The sequence below is a fragment of the Streptomyces sp. JK94 genome (assembly GCF_053613315.1).
The window spans coordinates 73,724-99,165 of record NZ_JBSICH010000036.1; the positions used below are offsets into that span (position 1 = coordinate 73,724).

General features: G+C 71.7%; 35 protein-coding genes and 1 pseudogene. 32 read left to right on the forward strand and 4 right to left on the reverse strand.

The features are described from left to right. Nucleotides 1–26: 26 nt before the first annotated feature. The 30 genes and pseudogenes from ACVV2G_RS27630 to ACVV2G_RS27775 all read left to right on the forward strand — a co-directional run bounded on the left by ACVV2G_RS27630 (nt 27) and on the right by ACVV2G_RS27775 (nt 19,768). Nucleotides 27–413: a hypothetical protein gene (locus tag ACVV2G_RS27630; RefSeq protein WP_453845480.1), complete on the forward strand. Its 387-nt coding sequence runs from the start codon at nt 27–29 to the stop codon at nt 411–413. A gap of 112 nt (nt 414–525) precedes the next feature. Further along, nucleotides 526–897 (forward strand): hypothetical protein, encoded by a 372-nt coding sequence (locus tag ACVV2G_RS27635; RefSeq protein WP_453845481.1) that lies wholly within the window; start codon nt 526–528, stop codon nt 895–897. Nucleotides 898–981: 84 nt separating this feature from the next. Then, nucleotides 982–3,021 (forward strand): coiled-coil domain-containing protein, encoded by a 2,040-nt coding sequence (locus ACVV2G_RS27640; RefSeq protein ID WP_453845482.1) that lies wholly within the window; start codon nt 982–984, stop codon nt 3,019–3,021. A gap of 201 nt (nt 3,022–3,222) precedes the next feature. Next, a complete protein-coding gene (locus ACVV2G_RS27645) occupies nt 3,223–3,699 on the forward strand; it encodes a hypothetical protein (RefSeq protein ID WP_453845483.1) in 477 nt (158 codons plus the stop codon). Beyond that, nucleotides 3,696–4,004, forward strand: a complete 309-nt coding sequence (locus tag ACVV2G_RS27650; RefSeq protein WP_453845484.1) for a hypothetical protein — start codon at nt 3,696–3,698, stop codon at nt 4,002–4,004. Before ACVV2G_RS27645 ends, ACVV2G_RS27650 begins: the two co-directional genes overlap by 4 nt. A 561-nt stretch (nt 4,005–4,565) precedes the next feature. Continuing rightward, complete coding sequence (locus ACVV2G_RS27655; RefSeq protein ID WP_453845527.1) at nt 4,566–6,359, forward strand: ATP/GTP-binding protein; 1,794 nt, start codon at nt 4,566–4,568, stop codon at nt 6,357–6,359. 20 nt (nt 6,360–6,379) lie between these two features. Beyond that, nucleotides 6,380–6,799: a conjugal transfer protein TraB gene (locus ACVV2G_RS27660; RefSeq protein ID WP_453845485.1), complete on the forward strand. Its 420-nt coding sequence runs from the start codon at nt 6,380–6,382 to the stop codon at nt 6,797–6,799. Nucleotides 6,800–6,888: 89 nt separating this feature from the next. Beyond that, nucleotides 6,889–9,033, forward strand: coding sequence for a chromosome segregation protein ParM (locus ACVV2G_RS27665; protein WP_453845486.1), 2,145 nt, complete (start codon nt 6,889–6,891; stop codon nt 9,031–9,033). A gap of 82 nt (nt 9,034–9,115) precedes the next feature. Then, nucleotides 9,116–9,304, forward strand: a complete 189-nt coding sequence (locus ACVV2G_RS27670; RefSeq protein WP_189985984.1) for a hypothetical protein — start codon at nt 9,116–9,118, stop codon at nt 9,302–9,304. Nucleotides 9,305–9,394: 90 nt separating this feature from the next. Further along, on the forward strand, nt 9,395–9,541 hold the full coding sequence (locus ACVV2G_RS27675; protein WP_158101671.1) for a hypothetical protein: 147 nt from the start codon (nt 9,395–9,397) through the stop codon (nt 9,539–9,541). A 93-nt stretch (nt 9,542–9,634) separates the two neighbouring features. Further along, nucleotides 9,635–10,189: a DUF6197 family protein gene (locus tag ACVV2G_RS27680; protein WP_453845487.1), complete on the forward strand. Its 555-nt coding sequence runs from the start codon at nt 9,635–9,637 to the stop codon at nt 10,187–10,189. A 122-nt stretch (nt 10,190–10,311) separates the two neighbouring features. Further along, nucleotides 10,312–11,082 carry a hypothetical protein gene (locus ACVV2G_RS27685; RefSeq protein WP_453845488.1) on the forward strand — a complete coding sequence of 257 codons (771 nt, stop codon included), beginning with the start codon at nt 10,312–10,314 and terminating at the stop codon, nt 11,080–11,082. Between the two features lie 292 nt (nt 11,083–11,374). Then, the gene (locus ACVV2G_RS27690; protein WP_453845489.1) at nt 11,375–11,656 is read left to right on the forward strand and encodes a hypothetical protein; all 282 of its coding nucleotides are present in this window, start codon (nt 11,375–11,377) and stop codon (nt 11,654–11,656) included. A gap of 21 nt (nt 11,657–11,677) precedes the next feature. Then, a complete protein-coding gene (locus ACVV2G_RS27695; RefSeq protein ID WP_453845490.1) occupies nt 11,678–11,836 on the forward strand; it encodes a hypothetical protein in 159 nt (52 codons plus the stop codon). A gap of 115 nt (nt 11,837–11,951) precedes the next feature. Next, a complete protein-coding gene (locus tag ACVV2G_RS27700) occupies nt 11,952–12,548 on the forward strand; it encodes a hypothetical protein (RefSeq protein ID WP_453845491.1) in 597 nt (198 codons plus the stop codon). Further along, the gene (locus ACVV2G_RS27705) at nt 12,545–12,886 is read left to right on the forward strand and encodes a hypothetical protein (protein ID WP_453845492.1); all 342 of its coding nucleotides are present in this window, start codon (nt 12,545–12,547) and stop codon (nt 12,884–12,886) included. Before ACVV2G_RS27700 ends, ACVV2G_RS27705 begins: the two co-directional genes overlap by 4 nt. Beyond that, nucleotides 12,883–13,863 (forward strand): AAA family ATPase, encoded by a 981-nt coding sequence (locus ACVV2G_RS27710; protein ID WP_453845493.1) that lies wholly within the window; start codon nt 12,883–12,885, stop codon nt 13,861–13,863. Before ACVV2G_RS27705 ends, ACVV2G_RS27710 begins: the two co-directional genes overlap by 4 nt. A gap of 184 nt (nt 13,864–14,047) precedes the next feature. Then, a complete protein-coding gene (locus ACVV2G_RS27715; RefSeq protein ID WP_453845494.1) occupies nt 14,048–14,794 on the forward strand; it encodes a hypothetical protein in 747 nt (248 codons plus the stop codon). Nucleotides 14,795–14,905: 111 nt separating this feature from the next. Next, nucleotides 14,906–15,406, forward strand: a complete 501-nt coding sequence (locus ACVV2G_RS27720; protein ID WP_453845495.1) for a hypothetical protein — start codon at nt 14,906–14,908, stop codon at nt 15,404–15,406. Then, on the forward strand, nt 15,403–15,597 hold the full coding sequence (locus tag ACVV2G_RS27725) for a hypothetical protein (RefSeq protein ID WP_453845496.1): 195 nt from the start codon (nt 15,403–15,405) through the stop codon (nt 15,595–15,597). The genes ACVV2G_RS27720 and ACVV2G_RS27725 overlap by 4 nt, the downstream gene beginning before the upstream one ends. A gap of 13 nt (nt 15,598–15,610) precedes the next feature. Beyond that, on the forward strand, nt 15,611–15,916 hold the full coding sequence (locus tag ACVV2G_RS27730) for a hypothetical protein (RefSeq protein ID WP_453845497.1): 306 nt from the start codon (nt 15,611–15,613) through the stop codon (nt 15,914–15,916). A gap of 112 nt (nt 15,917–16,028) precedes the next feature. Continuing rightward, nucleotides 16,029–16,334 (forward strand): hypothetical protein, encoded by a 306-nt coding sequence (locus ACVV2G_RS27735; protein WP_453845498.1) that lies wholly within the window; start codon nt 16,029–16,031, stop codon nt 16,332–16,334. Between the two features lie 90 nt (nt 16,335–16,424). Continuing rightward, a complete protein-coding gene (locus ACVV2G_RS27740; RefSeq protein WP_453845499.1) occupies nt 16,425–17,102 on the forward strand; it encodes a GGDEF domain-containing protein in 678 nt (225 codons plus the stop codon). After that, nucleotides 17,099–17,540, forward strand: a pseudogene (locus tag ACVV2G_RS27745) (ASCH domain-containing protein). Before ACVV2G_RS27740 ends, ACVV2G_RS27745 begins: the two are co-directional and overlap by 4 nt. After that, nucleotides 17,537–17,836, forward strand: coding sequence for a hypothetical protein (locus ACVV2G_RS27750; protein ID WP_453845500.1), 300 nt, complete (start codon nt 17,537–17,539; stop codon nt 17,834–17,836). Before ACVV2G_RS27745 ends, ACVV2G_RS27750 begins: the two are co-directional and overlap by 4 nt. Before the next feature lie 20 nt (nt 17,837–17,856). Then, on the forward strand, nt 17,857–18,066 hold the full coding sequence (locus ACVV2G_RS27755) for a hypothetical protein (protein WP_453845501.1): 210 nt from the start codon (nt 17,857–17,859) through the stop codon (nt 18,064–18,066). Continuing rightward, nucleotides 18,063–18,545: a hypothetical protein gene (locus ACVV2G_RS27760; protein ID WP_453845502.1), complete on the forward strand. Its 483-nt coding sequence runs from the start codon at nt 18,063–18,065 to the stop codon at nt 18,543–18,545. Before ACVV2G_RS27755 ends, ACVV2G_RS27760 begins: the two co-directional genes overlap by 4 nt. Then, the gene (locus tag ACVV2G_RS27765) at nt 18,545–18,736 is read left to right on the forward strand and encodes a hypothetical protein (protein ID WP_319130216.1); all 192 of its coding nucleotides are present in this window, start codon (nt 18,545–18,547) and stop codon (nt 18,734–18,736) included. The genes ACVV2G_RS27760 and ACVV2G_RS27765 overlap by 1 nt, the downstream gene beginning before the upstream one ends. A gap of 88 nt (nt 18,737–18,824) precedes the next feature. After that, on the forward strand, nt 18,825–19,244 hold the full coding sequence (locus ACVV2G_RS27770; RefSeq protein ID WP_453845503.1) for a RapZ C-terminal domain-containing protein: 420 nt from the start codon (nt 18,825–18,827) through the stop codon (nt 19,242–19,244). Beyond that, nucleotides 19,241–19,768: a hypothetical protein gene (locus ACVV2G_RS27775; RefSeq protein ID WP_453845504.1), complete on the forward strand. Its 528-nt coding sequence runs from the start codon at nt 19,241–19,243 to the stop codon at nt 19,766–19,768. The genes ACVV2G_RS27770 and ACVV2G_RS27775 overlap by 4 nt, the downstream gene beginning before the upstream one ends. Before the next feature lie 94 nt (nt 19,769–19,862). On the opposite strand, the gene ACVV2G_RS27780 is transcribed toward ACVV2G_RS27775, so the two are convergent. The 4 genes from ACVV2G_RS27780 to ACVV2G_RS27795 form a co-directional block, all read right to left on the reverse strand. Continuing rightward, nucleotides 19,863–20,837: a ParB/RepB/Spo0J family partition protein gene (locus ACVV2G_RS27780; protein ID WP_453845505.1), complete on the reverse strand. Its 975-nt coding sequence runs from the start codon at nt 20,835–20,837 to the stop codon at nt 19,863–19,865. Next, nucleotides 20,834–21,982 carry a ParA family protein gene (locus tag ACVV2G_RS27785; RefSeq protein ID WP_453845506.1) on the reverse strand — a complete coding sequence of 383 codons (1,149 nt, stop codon included), beginning with the start codon at nt 21,980–21,982 and terminating at the stop codon, nt 20,834–20,836. The genes ACVV2G_RS27780 and ACVV2G_RS27785 overlap by 4 nt, the downstream gene beginning before the upstream one ends. Before the next feature lie 158 nt (nt 21,983–22,140). Further along, nucleotides 22,141–22,443, reverse strand: coding sequence for a hypothetical protein (locus tag ACVV2G_RS27790; RefSeq protein ID WP_453845507.1), 303 nt, complete (start codon nt 22,441–22,443; stop codon nt 22,141–22,143). Nucleotides 22,444–22,664: 221 nt separating this feature from the next. Beyond that, nucleotides 22,665–22,862, reverse strand: coding sequence for a hypothetical protein (locus ACVV2G_RS27795; RefSeq protein ID WP_453845508.1), 198 nt, complete (start codon nt 22,860–22,862; stop codon nt 22,665–22,667). A 159-nt stretch (nt 22,863–23,021) separates the two neighbouring features. On the opposite strand from ACVV2G_RS27795, the gene mobF reads away from it, so the two are divergent. Together mobF and ACVV2G_RS27805 are read left to right on the forward strand one after the other, a co-directional pair. Further along, the gene (gene mobF / locus ACVV2G_RS27800) at nt 23,022–24,845 is read left to right on the forward strand and encodes a MobF family relaxase (protein ID WP_453845509.1); all 1,824 of its coding nucleotides are present in this window, start codon (nt 23,022–23,024) and stop codon (nt 24,843–24,845) included. Next, entirely contained in the window at nt 24,842–25,189 is a 348-nt protein-coding gene (locus ACVV2G_RS27805) for a hypothetical protein (protein WP_453845510.1), read from the forward strand. Before mobF ends, ACVV2G_RS27805 begins: the two co-directional genes overlap by 4 nt. Nucleotides 25,190–25,442 lie beyond the last annotated feature (253 nt).

Consider the following 25,442-nt stretch of genomic DNA (forward strand, 5'->3'; position numbering starts at 1 on the left):
CCAGCTGATCTGAACGGGAGTTCCTTATGACCCTGGACATGTCCAGCTACGGCAAGAGCCGCTGGGTGAAGACCCACCCGAACCACGTCTACACCTTCGGCGCGCTCGAGCCCGTGCTGAGCATCCTCGACGTGCGGGGCTTTGCGCTGCACAACCTGTTCCTGATGGGTTTCAACGACGACTGCGGCACGATCCTGTTCCCCACTGAGTCACGCGCCGAGAACGCGGCGGCCGCCCTGGAGCCCGCCTTCGAGACGAAGGTCTACCTCTTCGCCACCCACGAGGGCGAAAGCGTGTGGGCGACCGACTACACCCGGCGTGCGCTGGACGGCACCACTCTGTCCGCGTTCATCACCAACCTCACGCTCAAGGACGGCCGCCAGGTCATCAAGGACGGCCGCTGGGTGCGTTGATGTGCGTCGGCCTGCCGACTGCCTCCCCTGCCCGGACCGTCGCACCAGACGGCGCGGACAGGGCGGCGGGGAGCCGGACAGTCCGGACCACGTGATCGTCAAGGAGCTACGGATGCCCTTCTCCACCCCGGCCGCCACCGCGGCGGCCACCACGTTCAAGGTCGACGACTTCGTGCTGTACCGCGACCCCGAGATGTTCTGGGCGGGCAAGCCGGGCCACACGGTCGTCTGCCGCGTCACCTACGCCGAGCGGTACACCAGCGGCACGATCCGCTACACGCTCACGCCGGTGACGGGCGGACTGATCCGTAACGCGCAGGGCGACTACATGCGGCTGCTGCCGCCGCTCGACGCGATGCGGGACATCGACACCGCCCCGCTGAACACCGCCGACGCCGCCGACGGCATGACGGCGGCCGCGATGGCCTGGCTCGCCCAGCAGGCCGCCACCGCCAACCGGCGTCCGGAGTTGCCGCCCCACTGACCCCGCCCCCTCAAGCCCTGCCGGGCCGTCGTCCCTCCCCCGAGACGGCGGTCCGGCAGGCATACATCGGAAAGGACCCCGCCTGTGAGCACCCGACGCCAGCCCGCCCGCAAGGCTCCTGCCAAGAAGACGACGGCCAGGGCCAAGACCACCCCGGCCACCAAGACGACCGCGACGGCCGGCTCGAGCGAGGCCGCCGACACGACGGTGGGCACCGAGCCCGCCCCCGCCCCGGCGCCGGTGCCGGAGGTCGACACCGAGGCGATCGTGACCGCCGCCCGCGCTGAGGCCGACCAGCTGCTGGCCGCCGCGCGCACCGAGGCGGAGGACCTGATCGAGCAGGCCCGCCGCAAGAGCGCCGACGCCGAAGGCGCCGCGCAGAAGGCGCAGGCGGAGGCGGACAGCATCCTCGCCGTCGCCAAGGACCAGGCGATGCGGATGCGCAAGCTCACCGAGGAGCAGATCGCGTCGGCGGAGGAGACCGTGCAGCGCGCCCGCACGATCGCCGACGGCGACCTGGCGGCGGCCGAGCAGACCCTCGCCCGCCGCCGCCAGGCCGCGGAGAAGCTCCAGGCCGAGGCCGAAGCCGAGGCCGCCCGGATCGTGGAGGCCGCTCGTGCCCGCGCCGCGCAGCTGCGCACCGAGGCCGAGCAGGACAAGGACCGCGTCCAGGCCGAGGCCGACGCCACCGCCGCGCACGCCGCGCACCTGGTGGAGGAAGCCAAGCAGCGGGCCGCCGACCTGGTGGCCGCTGCCGAGGACGACGCCCGCGCCCGCCGCGAGGCCGCGACCGAGATGCGCCAGCAGGCGGAGAAGGACTCCGAGCAGCTGCGCACCCAGGCCCGCGAGGACCTCGCCACGGCCGAAGAGGACGCGGCGAGGATCCTGGACCACGCCCGCGGCCAGGCCGCCGAAGTGCTGCGCGAGGCGGAGCAGGACGCCGACGACACGCGCGGCGAGGCGCAGCAGGTCCTCGAGGCCGCGCAGGCCCGTGCCGAAGAGGACGTCCTGAAGGTTCGCTCGATCGCGGAGGCCAAGGCGGCCGGCGCCATCTCCAGCGCGGAGGCCGCCGCGTCCGAGCGGATCACCGCGGCGGAGAAGGAGGCGGGCCGCCTGGTCGCCGACGCCAAGCGGGAAGCCGAGCAGGTCCGCAACCGCGCCCGTACCGAGCAGCAGTCGGCGTGGAAGGAGCTGGAGGCGACCCGCGAGGAGGTCGCCAAGGCCCAGGCGCTCATCGCGAAGCAGGAGAAGAGGAAGAACTTCGTCAACACCTGGGGGCCGCGCGTGGCCCTGGGCGCGACGATCGTCCTCACCGCCTCCGGCGAATTCGCCCTGGCCAAGCTGAGCGGCTGGCCCGCGGAGGTCGCCTGGGCGCTGCCGCTGGCGATCGACGTCTACGTCGTGCAGGCGTTCCGCCGGCACCGCGACGTCGCGGGCGCGCTGATCCTCATGGTCGCCGCGAACGCGATCTACCACCTCGCGGACGCCGGACTGGTCGGCGTCGACAAGAAGGGCGACCCGCTGTGGTGGCTCATCGTCGGCGTCGCCGCCATCGCCCCGTGGGTGATGTGGCGCATCCACCAGATCACCAAGGAGCCCGGTGAGACGGACTCCGGTGAGACCGGCACCGCGGGCGGCGCCGGGCCGGATGAGACCACGCGCACCGCGCCCGCCGGTGAGACCGAGCACACCCGGGCCGCCGATCTCACCGGCTTCGGTGAGACGGTTCCCCACCCGCGCACCGCCCCGGCACTCGTTGCTGAGATGGGTGAGGGTGAGACCCGTCGGGAGCTTGAGACCGGTTCGGCTGAGACGAGCGGCCCGGTGAACACGACTGAGACGGCGTCTCACGCGAGTGAGACGCGCAGGTCAGACGGTGAGACGGACTCCTCGGACACCGGCGTGACCCCGGTTCCGCTGCGCTCCGGTGAGACCGGCCGCCCCGCGCTCGCCCGGGACGCTGAGATCGAGGGGCAGATCACCTCGCTGCTCAGTCTCATGTACCGGCGCCAGGGTGCGGAGACCGTCTCAGTGGACGAAGCCAAGGACGTCCTCGGTGTCTCACGCGCCACCGCCGGCCGCCGCCTTGAGATCGCACGGACCCGCTTCCGCGACGTCTCGTGAGATCGCAGGGCGGCAACCGACCGCCGACGGGCCTCGCGCCCTGACGCACCGCGCCACTCAACGGACCGCCGGAAAGGCCGGCGCACCGCACCGTCCGGCACACACCAGTGAGGGCCAGCCCGAAGGAAGCGGGCTGGCCCTCGCTGCGACTGCCGGAAGCAGTCGACAGCCCCACCAGTACACCAGGAGGGAAACCCCGCCGTGAACAGCAACGACCCGAACTACTCCCCTCTGCGCGACGTCGCGCAGAACCCGGAGGCAACCGCCCGTTACCTGGCCGACGTTCAGCGGGTCCTGCTGGACATCGGCAAGAACCTGGAGACCCTCGCCCAGGAGGTCCGCGTCCACTGCCGCGACACCCACGTCGAGGGTGACCGGTTCTACGACGCCTGGCTGCGCGCTCAGCCCGTGGAAAGGGCGTTCAAGGACGTCCTGAAGAACGTCGAGGCCGTCACCAAGGGCCTCGAAAAGGGCGCCTACAAGCGCCGCGCCCACGATGAGGCGGTCGCAAATACCGCCCGAAAGCGAAAGGAAAAGGAGCTGGAAAGGCAGCGTAAGAAGAACCCGAAGCCGCTCCAGGTCGCGCCGAATCCGCCGCAGCAGGGTGCGCAGAGTCAGAATCTCGGCTATGGTGGTCCCACGTCGATTTACGACATGGGTAACAGGGAGTCGGCGTGACGCGCCCCCTCACCAGCGTCGAACGCTCCATTCAAGGGCGGATGAGCTGGTTGCAGGAAGAAGAGCGCAAGGCGATCGAGAGTCGCGGAGAAATCGGCCGGATGGAATTCTGGCTCCGCCTTACTCGGTCCGAAATCACCAAGGAAGTCAAAGTCGGTCGCGGCGATGTCATCGCTGGATTCACGCAGGTCTGCCGCCTCTTCAAGCTGGTCCTGGAGAAGCGGCAGGCGGGCGACCCGCGGCTGTTCGACCACCTCATGCAGTACGCGGACACCGTCCTCAAGCAGCACGGCCCGCGTAACTGAGCGTCACCAACGAAGGCCCCGCCGGGCTCCGGCGGGGCCTCGCGCGCGTAAAGCGTGCACACGTGCACGTGCACGCGCGTGCACACGAGACCCCACTGTCTGTCAAGTCCCCCTGGAGGGAGGTGCACCGTGTCCGACGACTCCGATGAGGCCGGCGGCGGAACCCTGGTCCATGGCCCCTGGAGCGGTGATTCCTCGTACGCGCTGCCGCCGATCCCGGATTTCATCGACACCATTCCCCCGCCGGAAGACATTCCGGAGGCTCCCCCGGAGAGCCCGGAGGAGACGACGATGGAATTGCCGCCGATTCCGGCTGCTCCGGACCCGGCTACGGCGCTGCGTTCGGAAGGAATTACGGCACCGGAAACCGGTGAAGATGACGGCGAATACGAGGAAGGCGAATACGAGCAGCCTCGTTCTCTCGCTGACCGTCTCGGTGACTGGCTGGAATTCCGGCTGGAAAGGGCGCGGGCGCTTCACGAGGGTGAAGCGCCTTTCCGTGAGGCCGAAATAGCGCGGAAGGCCGCGCTGCTGGAGGGCCGCACCGCGCAGGAAGTCGCGATGATGGAGCAGAACGGAAAACTCCACGCCGCGATGATGAAAGCGAAGGGCGACAAAGCGGCGGCGCGCGGAAAGGCCGACGCCGACCGCATGAAGTCGCCCAGCTCCGGCCTGGGCGCGGACAAGGGCCGCTCGAAGGCCGGCGGCGGAGGCGGCTCGCGCGGCGGAGGGGGCGGCACGGGGCCGTCCCGCAGCAACTCCGGCTCGGGAACGAACCGGCCCAACTCCTCGCGCGGCTCCAACTCCGGCGGCACCGCCGGGCGTTCCGGCTCCGGCTCCGGCTCCGGGGGCAGCGGTAGCGGCAAGGGCGGCACGAAGGGCCCTGACCGCTCCTCTGGCAGCCGTACACCCAACTCCGGGCGCGGCGGGACCGCCGGGGGTCCGAAAGGCTCTCAGAAGGGCTCTGGCAGCTCCCACCGGAGCGGCAGCGGCAGCTCGAAGGGGGACGGCGGCCGGGGCCAGCACGGCCCGGCCTCCAACGCCCGTGCCGAACGGGCCCGCGGCCGCCAGGAGCGCGCCGGCACCCGGCAGGCCGGACGGCAGGAACGGCGCACCGCCGGTCACGCCGCCGGCGTCGCCGACCGGACCAAGAACCGGGACCAGGCCCGCGCGCACCGGCAGCAGGCCTGGGAGGACCGCCGGGCCAAGAAGGCGGAGCGGGACGCGGCACGGAAGGCGAAGCGGGAAGCCGCCGCGTCCTCCGAGCCGGGCCGCACGACCCTCGGCAAGGCCGTCGGCGAGGAAGCCCAGCGCCGCTGGGACAAGCGCCGCGCCGACACGGAGGCCGCCAAGGCCGCGAAGGACGGCAAGGCCGGCACGGCGAAGGTCAGCTTGACCAAGGACAAGGACAAGGCGAAGAAGGAGGAGGCCGCCAAGGACAAGGGCACCGACGGCAAGGGCGAGAAGGGCGCCAAGGACGGACCTGACGGGGCCTCCAGCGCCACGAAGGACGACAAGGCGTCCGATGAGCCGGGCAAGGCCTCCAAGGCCGGTGACGAGCCGTCTGACGGCTCGAAGAAGAAGCGCCGCCGGTTCCGTCGCCGCCGCACCGCCGACACCGACGAGGCCGGACGGCGTCGCCGCACCCGCGGCCCTCGCCGTACCCGCCGGACCGGGCGCCGTGAGCGGCCGGCGGACAGCCCGTTCGGTGCGGAGGACTCCACCCCGACGGTGGAGTGGCCCGAGCACGACACCCGCCCGCCCAAGCCCGCCGCCAAGGGCGAGGACGACATCGTCGACGCGGACATCGTCCCCGACGCCCCCGCGGCCGTGACCACCGGTGCCAAGGGCCTGCCGCCCGCGCCGGAGAAGCACACCGCGCGGCCCGGCACCAGCCGACCCCCCACTAGCACGGAAGGGAACAGCGTGAGCAGCTCGCAAATCAGCAGGCCGTCCGGCGCGGGCGGCCTCGGGGCCCAGCACCGGACCGACATCACGTTCGACCAGTACCTGGTGGAGATGGCGAACATCGCCATCAAGGCCGCCTCCGACCAGGAGCGCGCCGAAGCCCTGATGGAGGCCCTCGCCAAGGTCGCCGACGCCCTGCGGGACATGGCCGCCGACCTGGTCGGCGACCACAACATCTCCACCGCCGTCACCGACCTGATCACGGACCTGGCCGACTCCGCGGCCCGCATGAAGGGACAGGCCCAGCGCTGTGCCGAGCAGTGCGGCCTCGCCAAGGAAGCCGCCAAGCTCGCGGCCGGGATGGTCGCCCGCGTCTACGGCGAGGACATGGCCGTCAAGGAAGACGCCGGCCTCAAGCACGCGTCGGCCGCCGCCCACCACGACTAAGCCCTGGAGGAAACCCGCTGATGAGCAGCGACCTGGCACCCCGCAACACCAGCGCGGCGCCCGCCGTGGCCGACGACGACAACCGGTACGAGGCCGTCCAGGCCAAGCTGGACAAGCTCGGCAAGGCCATGGACGACGCCACCCTCGAACTCGAGGGACTGCGGCGCAGCATGCAGGCCAACGCCAAGCACACCGACAGCGTCGCCACCGACATTGAGAACGCCGACCTGGACCCGAAGTTCGTCAGCCTCACCGCCAACGTGGCCACCGCCCTGGACGGCGCCGCCCGGGAGGCGAAGACGCTGTCCGACACCGCCCAGGAGACCGCCGACCTCACCCACGAGACCCGGCGCACCCACGCCAAGCTCTACGGCGCGCTGGACGACATCCGCTCCAACCGACGCGAGAAGACGCCCCGCCCGGGCTTCTTCAACCGCTGACCCCACTCCCCCACCCACCACCCCTCACCACGGGCGGCCCCGCACACAGTGCGGGGCCGCCCGTGCCCGTTCCGCGAAGGAGACCACCGGTGACCACGCCGCGCAGTGTCGCGCTCGAACGCCTCGCCTACACCCTCGCCGCGCCCGTGCTGGCCGTGGCCCCGAACGTCTACCCCGACAGCCCCGTCAGCTCCGTCGTGCAGCTGGCCGGCGCCGCCGCGATCGGCGGCATCTTCCTCGCCGCCAAGAGCGACGAGCCCGGCGCCGGACGCAAGATCCTGCGCTGGTCGCCGCTGGTCCTGGCCGCCGCCGTCGACGTCGCCGCCGGGCACACAGGCGGCTTCGGCCCGTACTGGCTGGACGGACTGCTCGCCGCCGGATGGGCGGCGGCCGGCTCCTTCGTGCTGCCGTTCTCCCGGCACGCCCGCCGCCGGCACCGTCCCGCCGTCGCCGCCCCGGCCCCGCAGCTTCAGCCCGCCGCAGCGCCGGAGCCGTCCCCGGCCATGCCGGACGACGGCGCGGACCTGCTCACCCGCGAGGCACGGATGATGTGGGAGCGCGCCGGGATGCCCGCCCGCACCCACGTCGTCAAGGCCACCCGGATGCCCGGCATGCGACACGACATGATCCTGCTGCTGCGCGCCTCGGAGACCGGCCGGCCCATCACCGGTCTGTCCCCCGAGGCCGTCGGCGCGGCCTTCGCCGTGCCCGCGAGTGACGTCGTCCTCGCGGACATTCCGGCCCAGCCCGGCCGCCAGGGCGGACCCGGCTGGATGGAGGCCCGCATCACCCCCGAGGCCAACGCCCGGCGCCGCACCAAGCCGACCGACCAGGAGCGCTGGATCGACCGGGTCGCCGGCCCCAAGGGCGGCGCCCCCGGCTCCGAGCTGGTCCACAAGACCCGCGACAACGAGCGCGAGGTGACCTTCTACCGGGCGAAGATGAGCGACTCCACCGAGTCCCCGCGCATCGACCTGCCCAAGGTCTGCCGCGCGCTGGACCTGCCCGAGGACGACTCCTGTGTCTTCGTCCTCATCGACGGCTCGGAGTTCCTGATCAGCGCGTTCGACACCCCGCCGCTGTCCGCGATCTTCCCCGCCACCCGCGAGCTGCTCACCCCGGACGCCAAGGGCATGTACGTGTGCGGGTTCACCATCACCGGCCAGCCGGTGAAGACGATGGTGTACCAGCACGACAAGAACGCCCCGGCCCACGGCCTCACGCTGGGGGTGTCCCGGTCCGGCAAGACGCAGTTCTTCGCGATCCACATGGCCGCCCAGTCCCTGGACGGCCAGGTCGTGTGGCTGGGCACCGTCCGCAAGGACGAGAAGACGAGCGTGCTAGGCCGGTACATCGACCGGCAGGGCTCGAACGCCCTGTGGATGGCCCGCTCGCTGCGGGCGGCGAAGGCGCTGTGCGAGATCCGGGCGGACATGCCCTGGCCGCACGACGGTCAGCCGCACGACTACAAGCCGGGCGACCCGCGCTGCCCGTACCGGCAGCTCAACGTCTACGGCGATGAGTTCATGACCGCCGCGCAGGACGCGGACTTCGGTGAGTTCATCCAGAAGGACGGCGAGGACCTCACGGTCACCGGACTGAAGTACGGGATCGGCTTCAACCCGGCCGGGCAGTCGCCGTTCGCGCACAACGGCTTCTCCACCGAGATGAAGGACAACCTGCGCCAGAACTCGAGGCCGGTCATCTTCAACATGGGTTCGCCCGGCGCCACCCGCAAGGCGGCGGAGGGCACCATGGAGAACGCCTACGACGTGCCGACCATCCCGGCCCGCTACTCCCGCAGCGAAGGCTCCGCGATCGAGCGGGCCATGCGCGGCGAGGCCGACCCGGAGAACGGTGTCAGCACGGGCGGCGTCGCGGTCATCGTCCTCGACAACGGCCGCGCCGTGCTCATGCGGTCGCTGTACGCCGACTTCGACACCGACCTGTCCAACCTGTTCCCCGACGAGGTCAACCGGCTCACCGACTACGAGATCAGCGAGCTGGAGAAGCGCGGCCTGTGGTTCGACTGGAACGAGCCCGTGCGGCCCGGCGAGTTCTGGCCCGAGCCCGACGAGGACGACGACGGTGACGGCAAGTCCCGCCGCCGCCGCGGCGGCGGAGGGGGAGGAGGCGGCAAGGGCGGCGGCAAGCGCGGCAGCCGCCGCTCGGAGCCGCAGGTCGCCTCTCCCCGCCAGGCGCTGGAGGCCATCAAGAGCCTCACCGACGCCTGAACCCCATCCCCATCCATCCACGGGGCCGGCCCGCCCGAGCGCGGCCGGCCCCACCCCGACACTCGAAGGAGCACCACCCGCCGTGGCCCTCTCCCTCTCCGCCGCCGTGCTGCTGGGCATCATCGTCGCCGTCCTACTCAAGGGCGGCCACGTCCGCTTCGGCTCCATGCTGGCCTGCACCTTGTTCGGCTTCACCCTCGCCGCGACCGGCCTGGCCCCGGCCATCAACAGCGGCCTCGCCTCGATCGCCGGACTGCTCTCCAGCCTCTAATCACCAGTTTCGCCAACGCAGCAGTAAAGCGCCGGTATCTGGCGCATGCTCTTGTCGGGCCCCACCACAGACCCGGGGAGGGACAAGGGCATGGCACACCTGCACTACACCTGCTGGCGCTGCGGCGAAGACTGCGTGGTGCACGGCGTGGGGTGTGACTGCTGCGACCTGGTCGAAGTCCCCGACGAATGGGACTGCTGGAACTGCGGCGCGCTGAACTACACCCCCGACGACTAGCGCCCTTCCCCCTCCCCCGCTGCACGACGCCGAAGGGCGCCGCCGGAGAACGATCCGGCGGCGCCCTTCGGGGTCCCCTGCTTGGAGCCCGCGATGTCCCACACCCCGGCCAGCCCCGCCATAGACCCGCCTGCCCCGACCACCCAGCCCGCCTCGACCGCGTCGCCGGCGGAGCTCACCCTCGAGGAACGCCTGACGTTCATTAAAGCGGCGATGACCGCGCGTCTGGACGAAGCGGCCGTCGCCTACGAGGTCAACACGGCGCACATCCCCACCGAGTCCGTGGACCTGTCCGACGTCGTCACCGTCCCGCTGACCCCGACGCTCCAGCCGCCGCCGGAGTCCTACCCGACGCCGGTCGCGGCCCTTCTGCAGCGCGCCCACCACCGGCTGCTCACCGGCGGCTGGTGCTCCGGCGCGCTGGTCGACGAGGACGGCGCCCGCTGCATGCTCGGGGCCATCCGAGCCGAGGCCCGCGGCGACAGCGGCCTGGAGGCCGACGCGGCCGCCGTGCTCCTGGACGCGATCCGCCGCAAGTTCGGCGACGTCGACTCCGTGCCGTCCTTCAACGACGCCCACGGCAGCAGCCGCGTCCCCATCCGCATGGTCGACCAGGCCGCCGGCCTCGCCGACGCCCGCGGCCTGTAACCGCTCCGGGTCCACTGCCTCGCGCCCGAACCCCGCACCCGGGGGGCCGGACGCGGGGGCAGGCCACCCGGCCGGACACCCACGCACGCCACCGACTTCCCAGACGAAGGAGCGACTGCCCCATGTCCCACAACGACAGGCAGATGAACGGCCAGCACCGCCCGAACAGCATCCTCGACCAGCTCGAACTGCCACCCGCCCGCAAGGGCACGCAGCGCCTGGCGCGGTTGCGTACCGCTTGGCGCAAGTCCTGGGAGGAAGGCGGCTTCCTCTACCAGCGGTGGGAGGAGCTGTTCCAGGCCCGGCACGCCGGATGGCACGAGATCGCCGTGTGGATCAAAACGGCCGGTTTGCTCGCCGGGCTCAGCCTCATCGTGATGATGGTCGACGCCGCCGGCGACATCGCCTCCGCCACACTCGCGGGCCTCTCCGATGTCCAGGCCACCGACGCCGGTGACGGCAGCGGGCTGTGGGGCACGGTCGACCACCCGATTCGGGCGTTCCTCGCCGACCAGGCCGCCCACCTCGCCGTCGCGCCCGCCGCCCTGTACGCGTTCTGGCAACTGGCCGGACTGCTCGGGCTCATCGGCGGGTTCTTCGGCAACGCCGGCGCTCGCATCGCCTGGACGCTGTGGGGCTTGGCGAGTCTGGCCATGATCTGGTCCGCAGCTCCGGCCGGAGGACGCGCCGCCGCGACCGGGCTCGCCGCCCTGATGTGGGCCCTCGCCAGCGCCTTCGCGCTGCGCGGCCTGACCCTGCGGCCCATCGTCCACAACCACCCGCCGCAGTTCATGCCGCAGTTCAACCCCGAGCTCCACCTGCACGCCAACCTCCCCGCCCCGGCCCCGGCGGGCGACGACTTCGACGACAACGTCCACCCGCTCCAGCGCTGACCGCACGCTCCGCACCCGCTGAAGACCTGACGCCCTGCCTGGTCCTCGCCCGCCCCGCACCCCAGGGGCCGGGCGAGGACGGGACAGGCCGCCCGGCCGAACGCACCACCCGCCGCGCCCCGCCGACACCAGCACCACGTCGACGGGGCGCAGCGCTGCCCACCGACGACTGGAGGAGATCACTCGTGCTCATCCCCCGCCCGCGCCGCCGGATCGGCCGGCCCCGCCCGCAGCGTCCCGGCCCCCGCTACCCGCAGCGCCCCGACCGGCTGCCCGGCGCCTGGAGCCGCTGATGCCCAGGAGGCGCAGGAAGCGGCGCCGCGAGATCAAGCGCGTGCCCCGCTCGGAGGCGTTCCTGCCGGAGTTCGATCGCGGCACGGTCCCCGAAGGACTCGTCACGCGGCGCCAGCTCAGGGACATGGGCCTCAGCCCCGGCGGCAACGACGGCCCTGTCGCGATCCTGCGCTGCAAGTGGTGCTCGTACCGGCCGCAGTGGTCGTGCAACCACCCCACCCGCGGCTTCCTGCTCCGCGTCGACCTGGCCGTGCCCAAGCGCGTCCCGACGCGCGCTTAGGAATGGGCCCTGGACCGGGCCATGGCTGCACGCCAGACCTGCGGGGACTGCGGGAGACGGTTCTTCTTCTGCCTCTCGAAGAAGCTCGGCTGTTGCATCGAGTGCTTCGACGGCACGCCCGTGGACCCCAGCAGCTACCTCGCACCCGCAGCCCTGGCCGCTCACCGGCTGGCCGCGTAACGCGGGCCCCGTCCCGGCCATACAGGCCGGGACGGGGCCGCACCGGGCGGCCGCAGCACCGGCAAAAGGCCGGCCGCCCGCTCCCTCACCCCTTCGAGATCAGGAGACCTCCAGCATGCCCCGTCACCTCACCACCGAGCGCCTCGCCGTCTTCAGCACCCTGCTGGCCACTTTCGGCGAGCTGCATCCCCTCTGCGACCACTGGGCTCAGGGATCCACGTCGGCTTCCCTGAAGCGGCTGTACGGCGACCATCTCGTTTACCGGGATGGCACCCCCGTCGACCAGAACCCCACCCGCGAGGAGAGCGGTGAACCGGTCTGGGGAGCAAGCATCCTTGGCCGCCACCACGTGACCCGCCACGTCGCCTCATACACCGCCGTGCAGGTCGCAGCGACCATCGGCATCACCCGCGTGTTCGGCTACCGCCTCACGCCGACCGCGCTGCTCGCCGGTGCGGCCATCAATGCAGGAACGCACGCCGCAATCGACCGCGGCGCCTTACTGCTGTGGCTGGCGAGGAAGACCAAGAAGACCGGCTACATCGAGCACTGCCAGGCGGTCCGTCTCGACGACGAGGGCGTGGTCACCAAGGAGGTGACCGGGCCGGGTAGCGCATGGATGGAGCTGGACGCAGCCCTTCACCGTGCCATCGGCATCGGCGCCGCCGCCGTCACCACCTGGCTCACCACCCGCCCCGGCGGCCGCCGGTGAGCCGCACCCGCCTGGACCGCGTACGGGCCTCGCTCGGCATCGCCCAGCTCGCCCTCCAGCAGATCGAGGACGACCTGAACGCCGCCGACGTCGACGCCCGCGAGCTCGCCGCGATCCTGCGCGAGCTCCAGGAGGACATCGACCACCCTGGCGGCCTCTTCCCCGCCCTCGCGCAGCTGGTCAGTACCGCCGCACGGCGGGCGGAGCAGCTCGAGCCCGACCGCGACGGCGATGCCTCCTGTCCCCTGCACGAGGCCGCCGCGCTGCTCACCGACAACGCCGGGCAGCGCCTGAACTGGGCGGCCCGCTCCCTCGACCCGCAAGGAGACGACGCATGACCTCGGTGCTGTACCCGGACCTGCCCGAGAACAGGCTGATTGTCCTGATCGGTGCCTCCGGCTCGGGCAAGTCGACGCTGGCCCGCACCTGGCCGGCCTCCCAGGTCCTCTCCCTCGACGACCTGCGCGGCACGGTCAGCGACGACCCCGGCCGGCAGGACGCCACGGCCGATGCCGCCGACGTCCTCAAGCTGATCCTGGAACGCCGGATGGCCCGCAAGCTCAACACGGTCATCGACGCGACCAACGTCGAACAGAGCGTGCGGGTGGAACTGGTGATGGCCGCCAAGCGGCACGGCATGCCGACCGTCGCGGTCATCGTCGCCACGCCGCTGCCGGTCTGCCTGGAGCGCCAGGGCCCGCGCCCAGCCAACCGGCGCGTGCCCGAGGACGTCGTCCGCGCCCAGCACCAGGCCATGGTCGCGTCCCATCAGCGGCTCGCGGCCGAAGGCTTCAACACGGTGGTCTTCGCCGACGCCCTGTACCGGCTGGAGCCGTTCCTGGAGCGACTCTCGCAGGTGCGGGAGGCCGACCTCGGTCGTGACGGCAGCGAGGGCCTGGGCGACCTGTGGCTGGCCCGCCGCTTCTTCGGCCCGGAGATCCTGCCGCTGTGGCGGTGGCGGCCGGGCTCGAACCTGGTGACCGGCCGGGACCGCGTCGCGGAGATCCGCCTCGGCCAGCAGTACCTCACCCTCGCGCTGCGCGAGGACGTCGACGGCGAGGGCGACTTCGGCTTCGACATCCTGCTGCCGTGCCCCTTCGACCCGGAGTGCGACGGGCAGGCGTGGGCGCCGGCCTACAGCGTCAGCTGCCTGTTCCGGGCGCTGACCGGCGCCATGGACAACGACCCGGACCTCGTCTGCACCGTCCACGGCGACGGCGTGGACCAGGAGGACGACGACCACGACCTCCAGGACGACGACCCCGAGGGCCGCGCCGACCTCGAAGCGCAGTACGCCGACGCGGTCCGCGCGTGAGGCGTACGCCACCACGTTGAACAACCCCACCCCACGGGCGCCGGGCACACCCGGCGCCCGCCGTTTTCCCAGGAAGGACACCCCGTCATGGGCATCACGATCACGAACACGTACGGGCACCCCGCACCACGTCAGCGAGGACCACCCGGCCCACGTCACGAGCTGCGACTACTATCGGCTGTCCTTGGTCGCCACCATCACCCCCACGACCCCCGGCTACGAGGACATGGTCGACATGCTCAAGGAGAACGGCCACGACACCTGCGAGGGGTACGGGCTGATCTTCCTGGAGTCCGAGGAGTTCTCCGCGACGTACTTCGGGTCGATCGAGCAGATCGAGCAGTACAAGCGCGAGAACGTCGACGGCAAGGCGACCTTCGACGCCTCGCAGGGCGTCCTGTACGCCCAGTGGCCCCACGGCAAGGGCTGGGACACGTTCATCCCCCGCACCTTCTGGAACGTGCAGGCGCGCGGTGCGATCGCGGACGGCGTCGGCCTCGTCACCGCCTTCGCGCACACCGAGACCCCGGGCGCCGAAGTCATCGTCTACGAATTCGAAGGCAAGTGGCTTCCCGACAGTGAGCCGGAGCAGCTGGTCACCTACCACTGCACCGCCTGCCACCTCGACACCTTCCACGACAGCGGGCACGTCCACGAGAACACCGGCCCCAGCAGCCGCCGCTGGGCCGCCCGCCAGGCCCGCCAGCACATCATCAGCGCCCACCGGCACGGCGTCGGCGACACCAACAGCGCCTGCCGCCCCAACAACGGCGCCATGCTGCGCACCGTGAACGCGCTCGCCCGCGACATGTGGGGCACCACCGGCAACGCCCTCCCGGACACCGACGACGCGTTCTGCGCCACCAAGGGCCCCTGCTCGATCATCCGCGAGCTGCGTGCCGGAGTCCGCCCGCCCGTCTACCGCGCCTGACGGACGCTCCGTGCCGCCCCCGGCCTCCGTACGACGGAGGCCGGGGGCGGTCGCGGTGGTCCCTCAAGCAGCAAAAAGCCCCGGGACCAGGACCAGAGAGGGATGGACGTCATGCCGAACCAGCAGGCCCACCGTGAAACCAGCGCGCAGCCGGACCGGACGGACTGGCAGCTCGCCCAGGAGTACCTGCATCGCGCCCGGTACGCCGACAGCGCCCGCCTCGCTGAACTGTTCACCGACGAGGAAGCCACCCGGGCCACCGCGTACCTGGCCGCCCAGCACCCCGACGCCGACCGGCTGACCGCCATCGAGGCCCGGCTGAAGGCCGTTCCCGGCGGCTGGCGGCAGAGGGGCGGTGACACCGGCGTCATCGAGGACGGCGACGGCCGGCCTGTCGCCGTCCTCGGCACCAGCGGCGCCGAACGCCTTCCGCTGGGGGAGTTCGTCGCCGCTGCCCCTGGCGACACCGAGTGGCTCACGCAGCAGCTGCGGCGGGCGTGGGCGCAGCTGGACAGGCTGCGGGACCGGATCGACGACGCCGGAAGCCTCATGCACATCCACCACGTCGCCACGGCCATCGACTACGTCCCCGGCTCGAGGGAGACGGCATGAGAGCCCAGCCGCCGCACCCGCATCCGCTCACCCCGGCCGACCTCCCGGCCGGAGACGACTGGTGGCACGGCTGCCGGGAGTGCCACCTCCCGATCCAGGGCGGGGCCGCCGGCCTCGCCGCGCACCGCCGCACGGTCCACACCCACTCCGGGGACCCCCGGCGCCCCATCACGATCGAGCTCGACTTCTGACAAGGAGGCCCTTATGGCCACCCAGACCCGGACGGACACCTTCGCCGCGCTCCGTGACTGCTTCGCCGCCGACCTCGCCGCCCTCATCGGTGACCAGTCGCCGCGCGGCACCACGCCGAACGCGTTCATCGACCTGGTCGAAGAGGTCCGCGACGTCCTCGCCGCGTCCAGCATCGGCACCTGGCGGGAGGCCAGCGAGGAACTGGACCGCGCCGCCGGTCACCTCACCGACGCACTGACCAGCACGGACGGCGACCAGGCGTCGCTGCTGGCCTGGGCACGCACGCACCTGCGCGACGCCGTCACGACGGCCAGCTGAACCCACGCCTTCGAGTTGAGCGCACTCTGTGCCGCCCCGGACCCCGCACCCGCCGGGGCCGGGGCGGTCGCAGTGGCCCCTCAACCACGAGAGCGAGAGGAGATGGGTCGTCATGCCGCACCGCGAGGTCTATGAGGTCGACGTCCCGATACACCACACCAGCAACCCCGCCCTGCGGGGCCTGCACGTCTTCGCCGGCGAGGCGGACTCCCGCAGTACAGCCCTGCGCCGCGCCCACGAGGTGTACGACGCCGCACTCGCCGCGCAGCAGGCCGGACTGGAGATCCCCGGCCGGCAGCCGGACAGCTGGACCGCGCACGGGCTGCGACCCGGCTGGGAGCTCGACTGGCTCGCCGCGAAGGCCGGCCCCTGGAAGAGCCCCTACAGCTGGACCACCCGCAGCGACTTCGAGCTGTAGCTACGCCCCGGGACGGACGACACGGCGTCCAAACCAACCGCCCGCCCCGGGCCCACCCAACCCGTACGAGACGAGAGGGAGATCCCCAGTATGGACTCCGTCCTGCGCGTTCAGGGCCGGATCGGCCCGCGCACCCTCCTGATCACCACCGCCGCGCTGCCGCTGACCGGCTGGACCGTGCACGCCCTGGCACTGCACCGCCGACTCGCGGCGACCCGCAAGGATCCGCTGACCGGCCTGATGCGCCGCGACGCCTACACCGCCCGCGCCCGCCGGCTCCTGGCCCGCCACGGCGACAACGTGGCCGTGGTTCTCATCGACCAGGACCACTTCAAGGCCGTGAACGACACCATGGGTCACGCCGCCGGCGACGCCGTCCTGGCCGCGACCGCCGCCCGGCTCACCGCGTGGGCGGGCCCCCGCGCGGCCGTGGGCAGGCTCGGAGGCGATGAGTTCGCCGTCGTCCTGGAGCTGCCCGCCGCCCGCCTGGAGCAGCGCCTCGCGCAGCTGGTACGCATGCTGCACACCCCCGTCGTCCTCGAGGACGGGCGCACCGTCGCCGTCGCCGCCTCGGTCGGCGCCGCGACCCCGGCCGCGGTCGGCTCACGCGACCTGAGCCTGTTGCAGCGGACCGCCGACGCCGCCCTGTACGACGGCAAGCACTCCGGCCGCGCGATCGTCGCCGACGCCGCGCACGTCGCGGTGCCGTCCGTCAACGGACGCCGGGCCGGCCGTCCGGGCACGGCCGTGTGGGGGCGAGCCGCATGAGCCTCGCGACCCTGCCCGAGGGCGACTGGATCCGCGGCATCAGCATCAGGCAGCCGTACACGGCCTGCATCCTCGCCGGTGTCAAGACCATCGAGAACCGTCTCGGCCGGTGGCGGACCGGCTGGGTGCTGCTGCACACCAGCAAGACCATCGACCAGCCCGCCCTGCGCATCCCGCTGATCGGCCGCACCATCCGCGGCCGCCAGCTGGTCACGGGCGCGGTCGTCGGCGTCGCCCGGATCACCGACTGCCACCAGGACCCCGAGGGAGCGCCGCTCTGCTCGCAGTGGGCGCACCCGGCCGCCTGGCACCTGGTGCTCGACGACGTCCAGGAGCTGCCGCTGCCGGTCCCCGCCCGCGGGCAGGTCGTGCCCTGGAAGCCGTCGCCGGACCTGCTGCACCGCGTGTTCCCAGCAGCTGCCCAACTTCCGGCCGTGACCCGCAGGGGACGCAAGAAGGAGAAGCCGTCGTTCGAGCCGGGCCTGATCCCGACTCCCGGCCACCTTCTCGTCTGGCGCGACAGCCAGCACTTCGACCGGTGGCAGGACCTCCCCTGCACGCTGTGCGGCCAGCCCACGCCCATGCGCTCCCACGCCGGCGAGCCCGTGCACAAGGCATGCGCGGAGGACTGGATCACTGCCAACCCCGTTGAGGCCCGCCTCGGGCGGTTCGCCTCCGACCTCGCGCCGAAGCCCAAGCCCAAGTCCAAGAAGGGCCAAGGCGACCACGCCTGACCTCCACCTGGAGGACCTCCATGAGCAGCACCGAACGCGACGTCGACCACGCCCTCGCCTACCCCGAGCCGCCCGCCTCCCCGCTCTGGCACCGCCGCGGCGGCGCGACGGCCCGCCCGCTCACCGACGCCCAGAAGCGGCGCAACCGCGAGCTGCTGGACATCGCCCAGCGCACCACCCGACCCCGCTCCCCTCGCCCCACCGAGACCCTGGCGGAGGCCCACTCATGACCACCAAGCACTGCACCGTCGACGGCTGGGTCGACGTGCCACCGGCCCCCGGCCCACGCGGCACCGCCACCTTCGACCTGGTCGTCCGACCCGACGACCCGGACACCGTCGCCAAGGACGCCCCCGACACGATCGTGTCCTGCACCAGCGAGACCGCTCGGATCACGCACGAACTGCTGACCGGCATACAGCCCAGCGACCTGGTCCGTGTCACCGGCACCCTGGTCCAGCCGCCGTCGCCCGGCGAGCCCGCCCGGCTCACCGTCGACGCCCTGGAGGTCCTGGACACCGCGCTGGTCCCGATCCTGCGGGACATGGTGATGGACCGCTACGGCGACTACTGCGTCATCTTCAACGCCGACACCGACGCCGTGCCCGTCTTCACCGCGCACGGGCAGTGGGTCGGCCTGGCGGACAACCCCGACGCCATCTCCACCCTCATCGACATCCACGAGCGCGTGAACGGTGGCGACGCCTGATGACCACCTCCGACACCAGCACGCCGCCCCGGACCGTCCTCGAGCGATTCCCCGCCGGAAGCCCCCGCGGCTCCTGGCCGGCCGAAGAGTACGCCGCCGCCCAGCGCGCCCAGGGCAGGCCGGACGCCCGGGTCGTGATGGACCTGCGCACCGACCAGTTTCTCGTGGTCACCGACACCACCACCCAGTAACACCACCCGGAGCGCCGCGCCCCGCCCATCCCGGCCGGGCGCGGCGCTCCACACGTTCCCGCCCTTCACCCCTGAGCAGGAGGCACCCTTGCACCCGATCCGCCTGATCTCCTTCGGCTACCTGCACCTACCCACCGGCCCCGACGGAACCCCCGCCCCGCCCGCCGCCGACCGCATCGAGGACGTACGCGACCGGCTCCGCGACCCGGCCGCCGCCCGCGACATCCTCGACCTCGACGGCCTCAACCCCCGCGTCCAGGACGTCGTCCTCAACACCCCCGGCGCCCGCGAGCTGCTCGCCAACCTCGCCGACTACGCCGACCTCCCCGCCGGGCCCCGCCGCATCGCCATCGGGTGCGCGGGAGGCCGACACCGTGCCAGTGGTCTCACCGAACTCCTGGCCCGAGCACTTCGGGACCGCGGCCGCCAGGTCGACGTCGAACACCTCCACGTCCACCTGCCGCGCGTCCTCAAGGCGGCCGACACCAGCAATGGAGCGAGCGCATGACCACCACGCCCCTGTACGACCTCGTGACCAGCGAGGGCGACGACGGCACGATGCACCCCGCCGAACAGCTCTGGACGCCCGGCGAGGACGCAGCGGAGAACGGCTTCATCGTCCATCGCAACCTGTACGTCACCGGCATCGACGACCCGACCGAGGACAGCCTCTTCCCGATCGGCTTCGTCGTCCTCGGACACCAGCGGTGGGCCGACATCATCGAGGCCGCCGCCGCGTACATGGCCCGCGTCCACGGGTGGCGGAACCTGCACCTCTACCCCGGCGACGACCCGTCGGAGCTCATCCCCCGCATCCCACGCGCCGTCCTCACGCACGGCGTCTTCTTACGGCACCCGCACCCCGACCACGGCTGCGCCTGCGAGTGGGATGACACCTGGCGAATGATCTGGGCACCCGCCACCGAACCCGGAGCCGTCCCGATCACCGCCATGCGGCACCCGGCCGCCCCGACGACCGCCGCCAGCATCCCCAACCCCGACGAGGGCGCGCCCGCGACCTGGGCAGCCTGACAACCGAAGGCCCGGCACCTCCCCAAACCGAACTGGGGGAGGTGCCGGGCCTTTTCTGCGTTTCGGACCCTTAACCCGGTTAAGACCCCGAGGGTCAGCTGTCCGCCATGAGGAGCAGCACGAGTTCCTCGCGATGCTCGGCCGACATGTGAGCGCGAAGCTGGTCGTTGAACCACTTCGGGTCGTTCCACGGGAGGTCCGGCCCGCTGTTGTTCGCCCGCTCCCCCTTAACCAGGTTAAGACCTACGGTGCCCGTCCCCTCTGCCTCCTTCGCGCCAGCCGCTTGCGATGGGATCGAAGAAGCCACCGCGTCCCCGGACGGGACACTCGCTTCCTTGGACCGCGGCTTCCGGGGCGTCTTAACCCGGTTAAGGGCGGCGGCGGCCTCGGTCTGCTGCTGGTCGGCAGGGAGCCGACCAATGCGGCGTCCATCCTTGACGGTCAGTTCGCCGGACTCGACCTTCTCCTGCAGGTCCTCACTCAGCCCGAGCAGCGCCAGGCGCTGCGACACCCAGGCCCCCGACTTCCCGAGCCTCTTGGCTACCTTCTCCTGGCTGCCGTGCTTGCTGAGGAGCTCCTGGATGGCCTTCGCCTGGTCCAGCGGGGGGACGTCGACCCGGTGAACGTTGGCGATCAGCGCGCTCTCAAGCATGTCCTCCGCGCTGGCAGCGAGATCGTCATTGACGTCGATCCGCAGTTCTGCCAAACCCGCGACGGACGCGGCCGCCAGTCGCCTGTTGCCGTCGATGACGACGTACTCAGCCGCCCCAATCTCCTCTTCACGGCCGGGGTGAGCTGTCAAGAAGGCCGCTCGCCGGACGACCGCCACGGGCTGAAGCTGACCCTTCTCCTTCAGAGAGGCCGCGGTCTCTTCGATCTCGGTCAGCTCATCGCGAGGGTTGAGCGGATTGTGAGCCAGCACGGACAGCGGCACAGCCGCCGGCGGACGCTTCCCCTCCCCGCTCATGATCTGCTGCCGAGTCCGGACCCGACGGGGCGCAGGCTTCGAGTCCGAACCGTCCTCGTCGATGCTGAAGCCACGGGTGACCCGCTGCGTCGGAGGCGTCATACGGCCAGCTCCTTTGCCAGATCGCGCATCACCTGCGCGTGCTCACTATCCGGTGCGTACTCCAGCAGCGGGATCTCACCGTCTGCCGCCTCACGCCCCTCCTTGAGATCACCGATTACGGCAAGGACAGACGGGGAGCTGCTTTTCTCCCACTGATCCTTGTTCTCTTTCACAAGCTTGCCGCGGCGGCTGTCGTAGGCGTTGATGATCAGGCCCAGGTAGTCGACCTGGATGCGACCCTTCCGACAGAGATCGTCCATCTGGGACTTCAGGAGCCGGAACGCTCGGTGCGACGCCTTGTTTGCCCAGACGGGCGTGATGACGCCGGAACGGTCGGCGAGTTCACCGTCGCGACGCCGGACGTAGTACAGGGCGGTGTCCATGTTCAGCCCGAGGCTGGGCGGTCCGTCGATGATGATGACGTCGTAGTCCGCCTCCAGCGGCTCCAGCGCCCGCTCCAGCGCGGCCTCGCTGAAGCTCACCTTGGACAGAGCCACGTCACGCAGGAACGCGTCGTCAGACGCCGGCAGCAAGTGAAGCCGTTCCCCGAACCGCTCGCCGTCCAAAGCCACCAGCAAGTCACGGATGTCGCCCTTGGCGCTGCCGTCCATATGCATCATCAGGGTTTCGACGTCGTCCTCGTACATGAGGTCCTCGAAGCCCAGCTCCGCCGTCAGGTGCCCCTGTGGGTCGTAGTCGACGAGCAGAACCCGATGGCCGGCCTCTGCGAGAGCCTGCGCGATGCCGGAGGACAGGAATGTCTTCCCGACGCCGCCCTTCTGGTTCGCCACTATCACCCGCACCACGGGCTGAGCCACCAACGGAGCTGTGGGGGAGGGGTGGTTGTCGAGCCACAGAGAGAGAGCCTGTGCCAGCCCTTGTACGTAGGTGACGCCGCGCTCCGAACAGGTCGCCTTGAACTTGTCCGGCTCTCCGACCGGGAGGAACGTGCCCCAGGTCTTCGCCCCATCGGTTTTGACCTCGGGCAGGCCTTCTGCTGAGTACCAGGCGTTAATCGCGTGCTCGGTCGCGTCCTGGATGTCCATGCCGTGCTCAAAGGCGCGGATCTTTAGATGCCTACGTAGCTGGGGAGTGAGGGCTGTAATTAGCTTCTCTCGCTCTCCCCGAGGGTTGGGGATGCTCATGCGGCCGAACATTACTAGGCAAGCCCTCGCTCGCTCAGCATCCTGCGGCATCTCATGCGGCTCGCGCCGGGTGAACCGACGGATCTTCTGAGGGGTCGAAGCGCCCTTGCTCGAGCTGACTTGAGCGCTCGCGGGCAAATTCGCCCGTGCGTCCCGGGTTACGGCCCGGTCAGGATGTCGTGGCCTCCGATGCGGCGCCAGATGATGTGCGGTGTGCCGGGGCGGCACGCGGGCCCGTACTCCCACGTCGCGCGTCCTGCGGGACCGGTGCCCATGGACCAGGTCAGCTCGTAGACGCCCGGTGCTCGCTGGACGCGCTTGACGCGGAGGCCGGCGCGGAAGCTGCCGGTGCGCAGGTCCTCGACGAAGGCCGCCACGGTGCGGCGGAATCGACGGCGCTGCTCTGGGGTGAGGCGGTCCAGGTCGGCGGCGAAGCGCGGCAGGGTCTCGTAGGTGGGCACGGTGAACCTCCAGGACGCACGAAGCCCCCGGCCGGAGTCGGCCGGGGGCGGTGGTGGCTGTTCGTGTTGAAGGGCGTCGGTGACGGGGTGCGCTCAGCGGTGGTGGGCGGCTGGGGAAGTGGTGCGTTGGTGCGCGTTGGATGACGTTGGAGTCGGCTCGGGGCGGATCGCGTGGTGGATGCTGTTGGGGTGGTCGGGGCGCAGTATTCGCACGGCCCGAGTCAGAGGCCGTAGCGGTTGTTCATCAGGTCGTTCCACCTCTGCATGTTGGGCAGGTCGTTGGCGCAGCTGGTGCAGTGGGGCAGGTAGTCGGTCCGGGTGGGGTACGGCACGTTCGAGTGGACGGTGACGGTCGGGCGCAGCGTGAGGGGCCGGCCGCACAGCGGGCAGAGGTCTCCGTGGAGCAGGTTCGTGTTCATGCGGCGGACTGTGCACACACCGGCGGCTTACCGTCTCGGGCTGGCCCGGCGGCCCGCCTGGCGGGCGCTCCGGTAAAGATCTGGTGATGCCCTCCCGCCCGACGGGATGGACCCCGGATCACACTTCTGCGCAGGTCAGCGCCGGGGTTCGATGGGCCGATGATCAGCATGTCGCCAGTTCGCCCGGGGGCCGGGGTGCGCTACCTGTTCCGTGGCGTGATGGTCGGCGACGGCCACCGTGCCGTGGGCACGCCGCTGCGCGCTGCCCAGGACGAGGCCGGTGTCCCGCCCGGCGTGTGGAAGGGCCGGGGCCTGGCCGCCCTCGGCCTCAAGGCCGGGGACGTGGTGACCGAGCGGCAGGCCGAGCTGCTCCTGGGGGAGGGGCGGCACCCGGACGCCGACCGGATCGAGCGCGAGCTCCTGGCGCAGGGCAAGACCTCGGAGCAGGCGAGGCGGGCGACCGTGCTGGGCAGGCCCATCGAGCACAACCGTTCACCGAAGACCGACAAGGCCAAGGAGCGCACGCCCTGGCTGGCCTTCGACCTGGTGTTCCGGCCCCCGCCGACGGCACACATCGCGTGGGCCCTGATGGACGACGAGCACCGCGTGGTGCTGGAGCTGTGCGACGGCATCGCCCGCGACAAGACCCTGGCGTGGCTGGAGGCGTCGGTCGCGGAGATCCGCTCGAAGGCCGGCGGCAAGCAGCGGGCCCGGGTCAAGGACGGGCTGGTCGTCGCGGTGTTCCGGCACTACGAGTCACGCGCCACGGAATCGCGGCCGCTGCTCCACAGCCACGCGGTGGTGTCGGTCCGCGCCCGGCGGCCGCACGACGGGAAGTGGGGCAACCTGTCGGCGGACTCGCTGATGACCCACATCGTCGCCGCCGACACCCTCTACACCCTCCTGTTCATGGAGGAGGTGACGGCGCGGCTCGGGTGGGCGTGGGAGCCGCGCGAGGTGACGCCCGGCCGTCGGCCCGTGATGGACATTGCGGGGATCGACCGGCGGCTGATCGGCTGGCAGTCGACCCGCCGCCAGCAGATCGAGGACGCGCTGTCCGTCATCACCGCCAGGTACGAGGAGCGGCAGGGGCACGAGCCGGGGGAGCGGGCCGCCTACGCGCTGGCCTGTCAGGCCGCCGACCAGACCCGCCCGCCCAAGCGCACCGAGCTGCTGTCGCTGACCGAGCTGCGGACGCGATGGCGCGCTTCGGCGATCCGGGCGTTCGGCGCCTGCACCGTCTACCGGCTCGCCGAGCGGGCGCGGGCGGCGGCCGCGGCGGTGTGGGCGCGGGTGCGGCCGGTGGTCGACGTCGTCCTGGCGGCCGTCGACGTCGTCGCGGTGGTGTACGTGATGCGCGGCGCCTTCGCGCGCCACCACCTCCTCGCCGAAGCCCGCCGCCACCTCTCCTACGTCCTGCGCGGCCGCCGCCACGAACCGGGCCTGGACGAACGGATCGTGCAGACGGTCCTCGACGACCACACCCGGCCCGTCGGGCGCGGCCGCAGGGTGACCGCCGACCTGCGCGCCCTGTACCCGCGCGACACCGAGGACCAGGCCGTGCTGCGCCCGCTGACCCGCCGCCGCACGGCGACTCAGTACGAACGGGCCCGCATCGCCGCCGATGCCCTGGCCGCCCGGGTCCACGCTGCGCGCCGTGCGGAACGCCTGGGCTCCCGCCCCCGCCCGTACGCCGTCGCCGTGCCTGCCACCTCGAGGTCGCGCCCGCGGCCGTTCCGCGACGGCCGGAAGGACGGCCGCGCCCTGGAGCCGGAGACCGGCGTCGACGCGGTGGAGCGGACCCGCCAGACCTTGGAAGCCGCCGCCGCGCAGGTGGCCGCCACGCTCCAGGACAGCCGGCGGGCGCGCGAAGCCGCCCACAACCTGCGCCCGCAGCCCGCTCCGGCGGCAGTCCCGCCGCCGCACACCCAACAACCCGGCACCCAGCACATGCCGGGCCGAACCATCGGAGGAGTCACGTGAGCACCCCGGAAGACCAGCCCAACCCCGACGAAGCCCTCGCCCGTGCTCGTGCCGCCCGCGAGCAGATGGCCGCCGCGCTCGACGAGGACCAGGAGCCCGAAGTCGACGAGCCCGTGGGGTGGCAGCCGATCTGGAAGCGCCCGCGGAAGCCGAAGTCGAAGGCGGCGAAGAAAGCGGAGCTGCGCAAGCAGCGCAAGCGACTCCAGGAAGCCGCCAAGCGCCGCCTCGCCGCGAGGAACTCGCGCCGGCCTCGCTCCCGGCAGAACCGGATCGGCAACGCGGCCGCGCGCCGCGATGCTCGCGCACTGTCCCGAGTGCGGCACTCCAACGCCTGGCTGTGGTGACGAGGTCGGGCACCGTCCACTCGATGGAGTCCACCCGATGTCGCGCATCGCCACCGGATGTAGAACACCGAGTGGGCTCCACCGAGTGGGCTCCACCGAGTGGAGCCCACTCTGGTGCGCCGGATGACGATGGACTCCACCGTGGTGCGCACCGCGATGGTGCGCCACCGCGCCCGGTGCGCCGCACCACCCGACGACGCCCGGCACTCGCGCGCACCCGGTGCGCCGCACCCGATGCCCCGCACCGCACCGG

Excerpts from the sequence above, each read along its gene's own strand:
- ACVV2G_RS27765 (WP_319130216.1), top strand. The coding sequence starts at position 18,545 with ATGACCACCTCCGACACCAGCACGCCGCCCCGGACCGTCCTCGAGCGA.
- ACVV2G_RS27710 (WP_453845493.1), top strand. The coding sequence starts at position 12,883 with ATGACCTCGGTGCTGTACCCGGACCTGCCCGAGAACAGGCTGATTGTC.
- ACVV2G_RS27725 (WP_453845496.1), top strand. The coding sequence starts at position 15,403 with ATGAGAGCCCAGCCGCCGCACCCGCATCCGCTCACCCCGGCCGACCTC.
- ACVV2G_RS27630 (WP_453845480.1), top strand. The coding sequence starts at position 27 with ATGACCCTGGACATGTCCAGCTACGGCAAGAGCCGCTGGGTGAAGACC.
- ACVV2G_RS27720 (WP_453845495.1), top strand. The coding sequence starts at position 14,906 with ATGCCGAACCAGCAGGCCCACCGTGAAACCAGCGCGCAGCCGGACCGG.
- ACVV2G_RS27635 (WP_453845481.1), top strand. The coding sequence starts at position 526 with ATGCCCTTCTCCACCCCGGCCGCCACCGCGGCGGCCACCACGTTCAAG.
- ACVV2G_RS27785 (WP_453845506.1), bottom strand. The coding sequence starts at position 21,982 with ATGAGCATCCCCAACCCTCGGGGAGAGCGAGAGAAGCTAATTACAGCC.
- ACVV2G_RS27730 (WP_453845497.1), top strand. The coding sequence starts at position 15,611 with ATGGCCACCCAGACCCGGACGGACACCTTCGCCGCGCTCCGTGACTGC.
- ACVV2G_RS27685 (WP_453845488.1), top strand. The coding sequence starts at position 10,312 with ATGTCCCACAACGACAGGCAGATGAACGGCCAGCACCGCCCGAACAGC.
- ACVV2G_RS27700 (WP_453845491.1), top strand. The coding sequence starts at position 11,952 with ATGCCCCGTCACCTCACCACCGAGCGCCTCGCCGTCTTCAGCACCCTG.
- ACVV2G_RS27690 (WP_453845489.1), top strand. The coding sequence starts at position 11,375 with ATGCCCAGGAGGCGCAGGAAGCGGCGCCGCGAGATCAAGCGCGTGCCC.
- ACVV2G_RS27675 (WP_158101671.1), top strand. The coding sequence starts at position 9,395 with ATGGCACACCTGCACTACACCTGCTGGCGCTGCGGCGAAGACTGCGTG.
- ACVV2G_RS27655 (WP_453845527.1), top strand. The coding sequence starts at position 4,566 with ATGATGGAGCAGAACGGAAAACTCCACGCCGCGATGATGAAAGCGAAG.
- ACVV2G_RS27780 (WP_453845505.1), bottom strand. The coding sequence starts at position 20,837 with ATGACGCCTCCGACGCAGCGGGTCACCCGTGGCTTCAGCATCGACGAG.
- ACVV2G_RS27680 (WP_453845487.1), top strand. The coding sequence starts at position 9,635 with ATGTCCCACACCCCGGCCAGCCCCGCCATAGACCCGCCTGCCCCGACC.
- ACVV2G_RS27760 (WP_453845502.1), top strand. The coding sequence starts at position 18,063 with ATGACCACCAAGCACTGCACCGTCGACGGCTGGGTCGACGTGCCACCG.
- ACVV2G_RS27795 (WP_453845508.1), bottom strand. The coding sequence starts at position 22,862 with ATGAACACGAACCTGCTCCACGGAGACCTCTGCCCGCTGTGCGGCCGG.
- mobF (WP_453845509.1), top strand. The coding sequence starts at position 23,022 with ATGATCAGCATGTCGCCAGTTCGCCCGGGGGCCGGGGTGCGCTACCTG.
- ACVV2G_RS27775 (WP_453845504.1), top strand. The coding sequence starts at position 19,241 with ATGACCACCACGCCCCTGTACGACCTCGTGACCAGCGAGGGCGACGAC.
- ACVV2G_RS27660 (WP_453845485.1), top strand. The coding sequence starts at position 6,380 with ATGAGCAGCGACCTGGCACCCCGCAACACCAGCGCGGCGCCCGCCGTG.
- ACVV2G_RS27755 (WP_453845501.1), top strand. The coding sequence starts at position 17,857 with ATGAGCAGCACCGAACGCGACGTCGACCACGCCCTCGCCTACCCCGAG.
- ACVV2G_RS27740 (WP_453845499.1), top strand. The coding sequence starts at position 16,425 with ATGGACTCCGTCCTGCGCGTTCAGGGCCGGATCGGCCCGCGCACCCTC.
- ACVV2G_RS27695 (WP_453845490.1), top strand. The coding sequence starts at position 11,678 with ATGGCTGCACGCCAGACCTGCGGGGACTGCGGGAGACGGTTCTTCTTC.
- ACVV2G_RS27735 (WP_453845498.1), top strand. The coding sequence starts at position 16,029 with ATGCCGCACCGCGAGGTCTATGAGGTCGACGTCCCGATACACCACACC.